The sequence below is a fragment of the Paracidovorax konjaci genome (assembly GCF_900112675.1).
In the GTDB taxonomy this organism is placed as follows: Bacteria; Pseudomonadota; Gammaproteobacteria; order Burkholderiales; family Burkholderiaceae_C; genus Paracidovorax; species Paracidovorax konjaci.
In genome coordinates this window covers 1-11,575 of the sequence record NZ_FOMQ01000005.1, presented here as the reverse complement: position 1 = coordinate 11,575, position 11,575 = coordinate 1, and the positions used below count along the sequence as shown (strand labels likewise).

Annotated in this window: 12 protein-coding genes; 9 read left to right on the top strand and 3 right to left on the bottom strand. The window is 65.9% G+C overall.

What is annotated here, in order from left to right; genetic code table 11:
- Positions 1–8: 8 nt before the first annotated feature.
- The 3 genes from BM144_RS08590 to hemB all read right to left on the bottom strand — a co-directional run bounded on the left by BM144_RS08590 (position 9) and on the right by hemB (position 3,026).
- The gene (locus BM144_RS08590; protein WP_092951186.1) at positions 9–503 is read right to left on the bottom strand and encodes a MarR family winged helix-turn-helix transcriptional regulator; all 495 of its coding nucleotides are present in this window, start codon (positions 501–503) and stop codon (positions 9–11) included.
- 222 nt (positions 504–725) lie between these two features.
- Positions 726–1,979, bottom strand: coding sequence for a magnesium transporter CorA family protein (locus BM144_RS08585; protein WP_092951184.1), 1,254 nt, complete (start codon positions 1,977–1,979; stop codon positions 726–728).
- 39 nt (positions 1,980–2,018) lie between these two features.
- Positions 2,019–3,026, bottom strand: coding sequence for a porphobilinogen synthase (gene hemB, locus BM144_RS08580; protein WP_092951817.1), 1,008 nt, complete (start codon positions 3,024–3,026; stop codon positions 2,019–2,021).
- An 83-nt stretch (positions 3,027–3,109) separates the two neighbouring features.
- On the opposite strand from hemB, the gene BM144_RS08575 reads away from it, so the two are divergent.
- From BM144_RS08575 to tuf, 9 genes are all read left to right on the top strand, one after another.
- Complete coding sequence (locus tag BM144_RS08575) at positions 3,110–3,538, top strand: CopD family protein (RefSeq protein WP_092951182.1); 429 nt, start codon at positions 3,110–3,112, stop codon at positions 3,536–3,538.
- Positions 3,539–3,554: 16 nt separating this feature from the next.
- On the top strand, positions 3,555–4,673 hold the full coding sequence (locus tag BM144_RS08570; protein ID WP_092951180.1) for a VanZ family protein: 1,119 nt from the start codon (positions 3,555–3,557) through the stop codon (positions 4,671–4,673).
- A 9-nt stretch (positions 4,674–4,682) separates the two neighbouring features.
- Positions 4,683–5,033: a (2Fe-2S) ferredoxin domain-containing protein gene (locus BM144_RS08565; protein WP_092951178.1), complete on the top strand. Its 351-nt coding sequence runs from the start codon at positions 4,683–4,685 to the stop codon at positions 5,031–5,033.
- A 93-nt stretch (positions 5,034–5,126) separates the two neighbouring features.
- The gene (locus BM144_RS08560) at positions 5,127–5,768 is read left to right on the top strand and encodes an alpha/beta hydrolase (protein WP_092951176.1); all 642 of its coding nucleotides are present in this window, start codon (positions 5,127–5,129) and stop codon (positions 5,766–5,768) included.
- 92 nt (positions 5,769–5,860) lie between these two features.
- Positions 5,861–7,042 (top strand): D-alanyl-D-alanine carboxypeptidase family protein, encoded by a 1,182-nt coding sequence (locus tag BM144_RS08555; protein ID WP_092951174.1) that lies wholly within the window; start codon positions 5,861–5,863, stop codon positions 7,040–7,042.
- Between the two features lie 156 nt (positions 7,043–7,198).
- Positions 7,199–7,576: a 30S ribosomal protein S12 gene (gene rpsL, locus BM144_RS08550; protein WP_092951172.1), complete on the top strand. Its 378-nt coding sequence runs from the start codon at positions 7,199–7,201 to the stop codon at positions 7,574–7,576.
- Between the two features lie 167 nt (positions 7,577–7,743).
- Positions 7,744–8,217 carry a 30S ribosomal protein S7 gene (gene rpsG, locus BM144_RS08545; protein WP_011793519.1) on the top strand — a complete coding sequence of 158 codons (474 nt, stop codon included), beginning with the start codon at positions 7,744–7,746 and terminating at the stop codon, positions 8,215–8,217.
- Between the two features lie 82 nt (positions 8,218–8,299).
- Positions 8,300–10,402, top strand: coding sequence for an elongation factor G (gene fusA / locus BM144_RS08540; RefSeq protein WP_092951170.1), 2,103 nt, complete (start codon positions 8,300–8,302; stop codon positions 10,400–10,402).
- A 223-nt stretch (positions 10,403–10,625) separates the two neighbouring features.
- Positions 10,626–11,575, top strand: a 950-nt coding sequence (gene tuf / locus BM144_RS08535; protein ID WP_092951168.1) for an elongation factor Tu, incomplete at its 3' end; no start/stop codon positions are given.

The window sequence follows — 11,575 nt, the reverse complement described above, 5'->3', positions numbered from 1 at the left end:
ACGGCGGCTTACTCGCCGCTGGGTGGCGCCAGCCGCGCGGCGAGGTTTTCGTGGATGCGGGCCAGGTATTTCCGGAACTGGCCCGCCTCCGCGTCGCTGAAGCCATCGAGGGCGATGCCCTGGACATCCATCAGCAGATCGGGCAACTGGGCCGCGGCGGTCAGCCCTTCATCGGTGAGCGCGAGGTTGACCACGCGGCGGTCTTCCTGCGACCGCTCGCGGCGGCACAGGCCCTTGGTTTCGAGGCGGTCCAGCAGCCGCGTCATGCCGCCCGCGTCGAGCTGGCAACCGCGCGCCAGCGTGGCGACCGTGCTCTCCTGGCCGGGGGCCAGGAAAAGGCGAAGCAGCGGGCGCCACTGCGCATCCGTCAGGCCCAGGGGCTCCATGCGGTGATCCACTTCGCTGGCCATCAGGTTCACGATGCGGCGCATCTGGTAGCCCACGCTCTGTTCGATGAACTCGGGGTCGACGGAGGAAAGCAGGGGATCGTTCGGCAAACTCATGGCCTGAACAATAATTGACTAGACAATTATTGTCAAGTCTGACAATTGCCTGCGCTGCCGCGGCGCGATGGCACGCCGCTGAACGGCGGGGGATGGGGAGCGGAAGGAAGGCGCGCCCGCCGCAGATCCGCCGTGCCGGCTCCCGCCAGGGGAGGGCAGCGCGCGGTGCGGGGGGTTGCGCGAGGGGCCTCGCGCCGCCCGGCGCATGCGGGCGGCGGCGCGTCAGTGCTGGCCGGTCCGGGCGAGGTAGCGCTTGCGCCAGAACAGGGCCACGAGCGCGATGGCGATCACGGTCATCGAACCCATCGCCCACCAGAAGCCGTCCTGCTTGTGGACCAGCGGGATGAATTCGAAATTCATGCCGAAGATGCCGGCGATGAGGTTGAGCGGCAGGAACACGGCGGTGAGCGCCGTGAGGGTGCGCATGATGTCGTTGGTGCGGTTGCTCTGCACGCTGAAATGCATCTGCACGGCCGTCTCGGTGCTTTGCTCCAGCCGGCGCACGTGGTGCACCACGCGTTCGATGTGCTCCAGCACGTCGCGGCTGCGCACCTTGAGCAGGTCCAGCTCGCGCAGCGCGACCACGTTGTCGGGCAGCGCCCAGGTCTCCAGCGTATCGACCCAGTCCTGTACGGCGGCGCGCTGGTCTTCGCAGATCTCGTCGAGCTGGTGCAGCGTGAGCCGCGCATCCAGCAGCGCGCTCCAGTTGGCGAAGCGCCCGCGCGGCTTGAGCAGCTCGGCCTGCCAGTGGTCCAGCTGGCGCGACAGCTCCCGGCGCAGGTCGAGGTAGTTGTCCACGATCAGGTTGACCACGCGCAGCATCAGGTCGGCGGGGCTGGTCGGCAGGCGCGATCCCGGCACGGGCCCGGTGCGCAGCTCACGCGCCAGGGTTTCCGACGGAGGGTTCTCCGGTGTGGCGATGGCCGCGGAAGGCTCGGGCACCGGGGGCGGCGCAGGGGCCGTGGCGGAGGCGGGCGCGACCGCCTGGTTGGCGGTCAGCAGGCGCGCGGCGAATGCGTCGCGCACCGTGCAGTCGTCCGGGTGGACCGACAGCAGCACTTGGTCGAACACGGCAAAGCCCACCGGGCTCGTGTCGATGCGGCGCAGCACCGGTGGCCCCGTGCGCTTGGCGGCTGCCAGCCCCGCCAGGCTCGCCAGGCTGGGCACCTCGCCGGTGTCGCACTGCGTGGCGCTCAGGCGTCGGAACACCAGCACGTCGTACTGCGAGGTGTAGTCGTAGTGCGATGGCAGTTGCGCGTTCAGCAGGTCGGAGACGTGCAGGTCGACGAGTTGCTGGCCGGCCAGCGCCTGCAGCGCGGACTGCAGCGCCGGCAACCGCTCGGCGAAGGTCGCGCGCGTGCACGCGATCCAGACGAAGCCCTGCGCCGGCATGCGCTGCGGAATGGCGTCGAGTTCGCGGGCGCCCTGGGGCTGGATGTGGAAGATGCGGACGGTGCCGGAGGGGTCCTGGGTCAAGGTGGCCCCCGGCGCACTGTTTCTGGCGGCATGGTGCTCTTATTTCGATAGCAGGCGCGCGGCGTCGCGGGCGAAGTAGGTCAGGATGCCGTCGGCCCCGGCGCGCTTGAAGGCGAGCAGGGATTCGAGCATCACCGCATCGTGGTCGAGCCAGCCGTTGGCCGCGGCGGCCTTGAGCATCGCGTACTCGCCGCTCACCTGGTAGGCGAAGGTCGGCACGCGGAATTCCTCCTTCACGCGGCGCACCACGTCCAGGTAGGGCATGCCGGGCTTGACCATCACCATGTCGGCGCCCTCGGCGATGTCCAGCGCCACCTCGCGCAGCGCCTCGTCGGTGTTGCCGGGGTCCATCTGGTAGACGTTCTTGTCGGCCTTGCCCAGGGCGCCGCGCGTGCCCACGGCGTCGCGGAACGGCCCGTAGAAGGCGCTCGCGTACTTCGCGCTGTAGGCCATGATCCGCGTGTGGATGTAGCCCTGCACTTCGAGTGCCTCGCGTATCGCGCCGATGCGGCCGTCCATCATGTCGCTGGGCGCGACGATGTCCACGCCCGCCTCGGCATGCGTGAGCACCTGGCCCACGAGGATCTCCACGGTCTCGTCGTTGAGGATGTAGCCGGTGTCGTCGAGCATGCCGTCCTGGCCGTGGCTCGTGTAGGGGTCGAGCGCCACGTCGGTGAGCACGCCGAGGTCGGGGAATTCCTTCTTCAGCGCCCGCACCACGCGCGGGATCAGTCCCTCGGGGTTCAGCGCTTCCTTGCCGTCGGGCGTCTTGAGTGCCGCGTCAATCGACGGAAAGAGCGCCAGCGCCGGAATGCCCAGGCGCGCGCAGTCTTCCGCCACGGGCAGCAGCAGGTCCAGGCTCAGCCGGTCCACGCCCGGCATCGAGGCCACGGCCTGCCGGTGGTTCGTGCCTTCGTGCACGAACACGGGGTAGATGAAATCGTGCGGCGAAAGCCGGTGCTCGCGCACCATGTTGCGGGTGAATGCGTCGCGCCGCAGCCGGCGCGGGCGGTGCTGTGGGAAGGGCGGGGGGCTGGAGAGGTGCATCCCGAAATTGTGCTCCCATTCGCCGGGCCCGCCCTTCGCCGCACCGGCCCGGCCCACCGTCCGCGGCACGTACACTGCGGCCCATGCTCTGGGTCAAAGCCTTCCACATCGTGTTCGTGGCCAGTTGGTTCGCGGGCCTTTTCTACCTGCCGCGCATCTTCGTGAACCTCGCGATGGTGCCGAACGATTCCACGGCCGAGCGCGAGCGCCTGCTGCTGATGGCGCGCAAACTGCTGCGCTTCACCACGCTGCTGGCCGTGCCGGCCCTGGCGCTGGGCCTGTGGCTCTACCTGGGCTACGGCATCGGCCGCGGTCCCGGCAACGGATGGATGCACGCCAAGCTCACCGTGGTCGTGCTGGCCGTGGGTTATCACCATGCCTGCGGCGTGCTGCTGCGCAAGTTCGCCACCGGGCGCAACCGGCGCAGCCACGGCTGGTTCCGCTGGTTCAACGAAGTGCCCGTGCTGCTGCTGGTGGCCGCGGTGGTGCTGGTGGTCGTCAAGCCGTTCTGATCCGGGCGCGGTCGCCGTGCACAAGACCTCCGCCTGGCCGCTCGCGCTGATCTACATGGCGCTCATCGTTTTCGCGAGCCTCTTTCCTTTCGAGGGCTGGCGGGAACAGGGCATCTCGCCACTCGTCTTCCTGACCGCGCGCGTCCCGCCGCCGTACTGGACGTGGTTCGACGTCAACATCAACATCGCCGGATACGCGCCGCTGGGCTTCTTGCTCGCGCTTGCGCTGCTGCGCACGGGCTGGCCCCGCTCCGCCGTGCCGGTCGCCGTGCTCTCGGGCGGCATGCTCGCCATGCTCATGGAGCTGCTGCAGATCTACCTGCCGCGCCGCGTGCCCTCCAACATGGATCTGTTGCTCAATGCGGCCGGCACGCTGCTGGGCGCACTCGTGGCCGCACTGCTGGAGCGCCTGGGCGCCATCGCGCGCTGGAGCCGCTTCCGTGCGCGCTGGTTCGTGCCTGAAGCGAGCGGTGCGCTGGTGCTCATCGCGCTCTGGCCGCTGGCACTGCTGTTTCCGGCGGCCGTACCTTTCGGTCTGGGACAGATGTGGGAGCGCCTCGAAGCCGCGCTGGCCGATACGCTGGCCGACACCCCCTTCCTGGAATGGCTGCCCCTGCGCGATACGCCGCTGGAGCCCCTGCTGCCCGGCGCCGAACTGCTCGCGGTGCTGCTGGGGCTGCTGATCCCCTGCCTGCTGGGCTACTGCGTCATCCGGCCCATCGGCCGCCGTGTGGCCTATGCGCTCGGCATGGTGGTCGCGGGCGTGGGGGTGACCGCGCTGTCCGCCGCGCTGAGCTACGGGCCGGCGCATGCGTGGGAGTGGCTCGGCTTGCCCACGCGCGCAGGCATTGGCGCGGGCCTGGTCGCCGCACTGCTGCTGGTCGCGCTGCCGCGCCGGGCTGCGGGGGTGCTGCTCCTGCTGGTGCTGGTCTGGCACCTGAACCTGCTGAACCAGGCGCCCACCAGCGCCTACTTCGCCGAAACCCTGCTGGCCTGGGAGCAGGGGCGCTTCATCCGCTTCTATGGCATCGGCCAGTGGCTGGGCTGGCTGTGGCCCTACGCCACATTGATCTACGTGGTGCAGCAGGTGGCGCGGCGCCCGGCCAGGGAGGCGCAGGTCCTCCCCGCCTCCTAGAATCCCGCCATGACCGACGACACCCCCACGTCCGGCGGCTACTACGCCCGCCACATCTTCTTCTGCCTCAACGAGCGCATCAACGGCGAGGACAGTTGCGCCCACCACGGCGCGAAAGAGGCTTTCGACCACTGCAAGGCGCGCGTGAAGGCCGAGAAGCTCTCCGGCCCGGGCAAGGTGCGCGTGAACAAGGCCGGATGCCTGGACCGCTGCGCCGGCGGCCCCATCGCTGTCGTCTATCCCGAAGGCACCTGGTACACCTACGTGGACACGAGCGACATCGACGAGATCGTGGAATCCCACCTCAAGAACGGCCAGGTGGTCGAGCGGCTCGTCACGCCGCCGGAACTCGGGCGCTGATCCCGGTTCATACCTCCCGTTGTTTTCAGTGTTTTGAGCTGCATGCCGCCGGTTTTATTGGGCTTGCAGCTATATTTTTAATAGCAAATCGACGTGAATGCCCAGACTGAACGCCTGACCTTCTCCGGTCCGGCCGGCGCCATCGAAGCGCTGCGCGACGCGGCCGCGCCGGCCGAAGGCAGCGCATCCCGCGGCGTCGCCGTGATCGCGCACCCCCATCCGCTTTTCGGCGGCACCATGGACAACAAGGTCGTGCAGACCCTGGCCCGTGCCTTCGTCGCCCATGGCTGGACGGCGGTGCGGTTCAATTTCCGCGGCGTGGGCGGCACGGCCGGTACCCACGATGAAGGGCGCGGCGAACTCGATGACCTGCTGGCCGTGATCGAGCAGGCTGCACCCCAGGGTCCCATCGCGCTGGCGGGTTTTTCTTTCGGCGCCTTCGTCACCAGCCATGCGCTCGCGCGGCTATGGGGTGCCCGCAGCATCGAACGTGCCGTGCTCGTGGGTACCGCCGCCAGCCGCTTCACCGTCGCCCCCGTCCCCCCGGAGGCGCATGAGCGCACGCTCGTCGTGCATGGCGAGCAGGACGACACCGTGCCGCTCGCAGCCGTCATGGATTGGGCCCGCCCGCAGACACTCCCTGTGACAGTCGTGCCCGGCGGCGGGCATTTCTTTCACGGACAATTGCCGTTGCTCAAGAGCCTCGTGGCCCGGCATCTCGCGGCGCAGGCCTGACGCGCTCCGCCCCTCCCGCCGAGTCGGCTCCGCTTCGCCTTTTCCCGATCTGCTTTTGCTCCCCGCTTCCCCTTTTCCCGGACCGTTTCGCAATGCTTGTTTCCCTGAAGTCCTTTCCGCCCCTGCTGCGCTCTCTTGCCCTGGCGGCCGCGCTCGCGCCCCCCGTGCTCTGGGCCCAGGGCCAGGTGCCCCAGCCGCCGGAGATCGCCGCGCGCAATTACCTGCTGCTGGACGTGACCGCCGGCCAGGTGCTGGCCGCCAAGGACATCGACGCTCCGGTGGAGCAGGCCTCCCTCACCAAGCTCATGACGGCCTACCTGGTGTTCGACGCGTTGCGCGCCAAGAAGATCACGCTGGAGCAGAAGCTGCCGGTGAGCACGCTGGCCTGGAAGATGCCCGGCTCGCGCATGTTCATCGACCCGAAGATGCAGGTGCCGGTGGACGACCTGCTCAAGGGCATGATCGTGCAGTCGGGCAACGATGCATCCATGGCCCTGGCCGAGGGCGTGGGGGGCTCTGCCGAGAATTTCGTGAAGCTCATGAATGACCAGGCCAAGGCCCTGGGCATGAAGAACACGGCCTACAAGAACCCCGAAGGCCTCACGGAGCCGGGCCACACGACCACGGCACGCGACCTGGGCGTGCTCGCGACGCGGCTCATGAAGGATTTCCCGGAGTACATGCACTACTACTCCACCAAGCATTACGCCTATCCGGGCACGCCGCCCTCCAACGGCACCAACCGCAACTCGCTGCTGTTCCGCGATCCGACCGTGGATGGCCTCAAAACCGGGCACACCGCGGCGGCCGGCTACTGCCTCGTGGCCACGTCCAAGCGCGATTTCCCGAATGTGGGCCAGCGCCGCCTGCTGTCCATCGTGCTCGGCACCGCGAGCGAGAATGCCCGGGCCAACGAGAGCCAGAAGCTGCTGAACTGGGGCTACACCGCGTACGACGCCGTCAAGCTTTTCGATGGCGGCCAGCCCGCGGCCACGCCGGCCGTCTGGAAGGGCACGCAGAACACCCTCAAGATCGGGCGCCCCGAACCCATCGTCGTCACCGTGCCCTCGGGCTCTGCCGGCAAGGTCACGACACAGATCGTGCGCCAGGATCCGCTGGTGGCGCCGTTCACCAAGGGGCAGTCCGTCGGTACCTTGAAGGTCTCGCTGGGCGAGCAGCCTATCGCCGAAGTGCCGCTCGTTGCCCTGGAGACCGTCGAGCAGGCCGGCATCTTCGGCCGTGCCTGGGACGCCATCCGGCTCTGGATCAAGTGAAGGTCCCCTGGCGGGCGGCGCTCTGCAAGAGGGCTGCCTGTTGCCTCGGTCTGGCCAAGCTGATACATTAGAAGGCTTTTCGGAATTTCCGAAGGGATTCACGTCTTTGCCCGAACCGAATCCATCGGGCGAAGTTTTCACGTTTAGGGACGATTCATGCCAACCATCAACCAGCTTGTGCGTCACGGGCGCGAGGTCGAAACGACCAAGTCCAAAAGCCCCGCGATGCAAAACTCTCCACAGCGCCGTGGCGTGTGCACCCGTGTGTACACCACGACGCCCAAGAAGCCTAACTCCGCTCTGCGGAAGGTCGCCAAGGTGCGCCTGACCAACGGCTTCGAAGTCATCTCCTACATCGGCGGCGAAGGCCACAACCTGCAGGAACACAGCGTCGTGCTGGTCCGTGGCGGTCGTGTCAAGGACTTGCCCGGTGTGCGTTACCACATCGTGCGCGGTTCCCTGGACCTGCAAGGCGTGAAGGATCGCAAGCAGGCCCGTTCCAAGTACGGTGCCAAGAAGCCCAAGGCCAAGTAAGCCCTGCGCTTTTGCACAGGAATTTCGGTGCTGTTCCCGCGTGGCGCGGTGAAGCAGCGTAGTGGCCCCACCCGCAGGTGTTCTGCGCGGGCCGAGTAAGTGGGAGTCCTGAATGGCTCTCGCGGTGCCTGGAAAGGCGCCAACTGAAGCAAAGATAGAGGTGAGAAATGCCACGTCGTCGCGAAGTCCCCAAACGTGAAATCCTGCCGGACCCGAAGTTCGGCAACGTCGAGCTGTCCAAATTCATGAACGTGATCATGGAAGGCGGCAAGAAGGCAGTTGCAGAGCGCATCATCTATGGCGCCCTGGAACTGATCCAGAAGAAGCACCCCGACAAGGACCCCCTGGAGGCGTTCACCGTTGCCATCAACAACGTGAAGCCCATGGTGGAAGTGAAGTCCCGCCGCGTCGGTGGTGCCAACTACCAGGTGCCCGTCGAAGTGCGCCCCGTGCGTCGCCTGGCCCTGTCGATGCGTTGGCTCAAGGAAGCCGCCCGCAAGCGGGGCGAGAAGTCCATGGCCCAGCGCCTGGCCAACGAGCTGCTGGAAGCCACGGAAGGCCGTGGCGGTGCGATGAAGCGCCGTGACGAAGTGCACCGCATGGCAGAAGCCAACAAGGCATTCAGCCACTTCCGCTTCTAAGCCCATCCCTTCATCTCGAAGGCCTGGAGCCCGATCCGCCATACCGGCGGGCGGGCTCTTTGGCTGTTAACGAAAGACCATCATGGCACGCAAGACTCCCATCGAGCGCTACCGCAACATCGGTATCTCGGCCCACATCGACGCTGGCAAGACCACGACGACTGAACGTATCCTGTTCTACACGGGTGTGAACCACAAGATCGGCGAAGTGCACGACGGCGCTGCGACCATGGACTGGATGGAGCAGGAGCAGGAGCGCGGCATCACGATCACGTCCGCCGCCACCACCTGCTTCTGGAAGGGCATGGACATGTCCTACCCCGAGCACCGTTTCAACATCATCGACACCCCCGGCCACGTGGACTTCACCATCGAGGTGGAGCGTTCCATGCGCGTGCTGGACGGTGCCTGCATGGTCTACTGCGCCGTGGGTGGCGTGCAGCCCCAGTCGGAAACCGTCTGGCGCCAGGCCAACAAGTACAAGGTGCCCCGCCTCGCGTTCGTCAACAAGATGGACCGCACCGGCGCCAACTTCTTCAAGGTCTATGACCAGATGCGCCTGCGCCTGAAGGCCAACCCCGTGCCCGTGGTGATCCCGATCGGCGCGGAAGACAACTTCACCGGCGTGGTCGACCTGCTCAAGATGAAGGCGATCATCTGGGACGAAGCCTCGCAAGGCATGAAGTTCACCTTCGAGGACATCCCGGCCGATCTGGTGGAGTCCGCCAAGGAATGGCGCGAGAAGATGGTCGAAGCCGCGGCTGAAGCCTCCGAAGAGTTGATGAACAAGTACCTGGAAGAGGGCGACCTCTCCGAGGAAGAGATCAAGACCGGTCTGCGCACGCGCACGATCGCGACGGAAATCCAGCCGATGCTGTGCGGCACCGCGTTCAAGAACAAGGGCGTGCAGCGCATGCTCGACGCCGTGATCGACTACCTGCCGGCGCCCACCGACATCGACGACGTGACGGGCACCGACGAGGACGAGAACCCCGTGACCCGCAAGGCGGACGACAACGAGAAGTTCTCGGCCTTGGCGTTCAAGCTGATGACCGACCCGTTCGTGGGCCAGTTGACCTTCGTGCGCGTGTATTCCGGCGTGCTGACGAAGGGCGACACCGTCTACAACCCGATCAAGGGCAAGAAGGAGCGTATCGGCCGTATCGTGCAGATGCACGCCAACGAACGCCTGGAAGTCGAAGAAATCCGCGCCGGCGACATCGCTGCCTGCGTGGGCCTGAAGGACGTGACGACCGGCGAAACGCTGAGCGATCTCGACTCGCAGATCATTCTGGAGCGCATGGTGTTCCCAGAGCCTGTGATCACGCAGGCCGTGGAACCCAAGACGAAGACCGACCAGGAAAAGATGGGCATCGCCCTGCAGCGCCTGGCCGCCGAAGATCCTTCGTTCCGCGTGAAGACCGACGAAGAGTCCGGCCAGACGCTGATTGCCGGGATGGGCGAGCTCCACCTGGAAATCATCGTGGACCGCATGAAACGTGAATTCGGCGTGGAAGCCAACGTGGGCAAGCCCCAGGTCGCCTACCGCGAAACCATCCGCAAGACGGTGGAAGAAGCCGAAGGCAAGTTCGTGCGCCAATCCGGCGGCAAGGGCCAGTACGGCCACGTCGTGCTCAAGATCGAACCGAACGAAGCCGGCAAGGGCAACGAGTTCGTCGACGCCATCAAGGGCGGTGTGGTTCCTCGCGAATTCATCCCTGCGGTGGAAAAGGGCTTCAACGAAGCGGTCACGCAAGGCGTGCTGGCCGGTTATCCGGTGGTGGACGTCAAGGTCACGCTGCACTTCGGTTCGTACCACGACGTGGACTCGAACGAACTGGCGTTCAAGATGGCCGCGATCTTCGGTTTCAAGGAAGGTTGCCGCAAGGCCAACCCCGTGATCCTGGAGCCCATGATGGCTGTGGAAGTCGAAACGCCTGAAGACTATGCCGGTACCGTGATGGGCGATCTGTCCTCGCGCCGCGGCATGGTGCAAGGCATGGACGACATGGTCGGTGGCGGCAAGGCCATCAAGGCCGAAGTGCCCCTGTCCGAAATGTTCGGCTACTCGACCTCGCTGCGTTCCGCGACGCAAGGCCGTGCCACCTACACGATGGAATTCAAGCACTACAGCGAAGCTCCTCGCAACGTGTCCGAAGCCATCATGGCGGCGCGCGCCAAGTAATTGGCACAGAGGAGAGGCGGCTGTTTCGACGGCCGCTTTCCTGGTTGGTTTGAGTGAGATCCCTGCCGGCCCTTGTTGTGCAAGCGCCGGCAGCGATCAAGACAGCAGCAAGATTCTTGCAATCTGCGATCCGGTGCCGTCCTGTGGCCTTGTGCGGGGCGAACAAGCAATCGGGTGCAGACGTTAAACCCTGACACAAGCAATGCTCTTTGGAGATTGAAAAATGGCAAAAGGTAAGTTCGAACGTACCAAGCCCCACGTCAACGTGGGCACGATCGGCCACGTGGACCATGGCAAGACGACGCTGACGGCAGCGATCGCCACGGTGCTGTCCGCCAAGTTCGGCGGCGAAGCCAAGAAGTACGACGAAATCGATGCGGCACCTGAAGAAAAGGCCCGCGGCATCACCATCAACACCGCTCACGTGGAATACGAAACGGCCAACCGCCATTACGCCCACGTGGACTGCCCCGGCCACGCCGACTACGTCAAGAACATGATCACCGGCGCTGCCCAGATGGACGGCGCTATCCTGGTGTGCTCGGCCGCTGACGGCCCGATGCCCCAGACCCGCGAGCACATCCTGCTGGCGCGTCAGGTGGGCGTGCCCTACATCATCGTGTTCCTGAACAAGTGCGACATGGTGGACGACGAAGAGCTGCTCGAACTCGTCGAAATGGAAGTGCGCGAACTTCTGGACAAGTACAGCTTCCCCGGCGACGACACCCCGATCGTGCGCGGCTCCGCCAAGCTGGCGCTGGAAGGCGACAAGGGCCCTCTGGGCGAGCAAGCCATCGACAAGCTGGCTGAAGCCCTGGACACCTACATCCCCACGCCAGAGCGCGCTGTGGACGGCGCCTTCCTGATGCCCGTGGAAGACGTGTTCTCCATCTCCGGCCGCGGCACCGTGGTGACCGGCCGTATCGAGCGCGGCATCATCAAGGTCGGTGAAGAAATCGAAATCGTCGGTATCCGCGACACGCAGAAGACGACCTGCACCGGCGTGGAAATGTTCCGCAAGCTGCTGGACCAAGGCCAGGCTGGCGACAACGTCGGCCTGCTGCTGCGCGGTACGAAGCGTGAAGACGTGGAGCGTGGCCAAGTGCTGTGCAAGCCCAACTCCATCAAGCCACACACCCACTTCACCGCTGAGGTGTATGTCCTGTCCAAGGA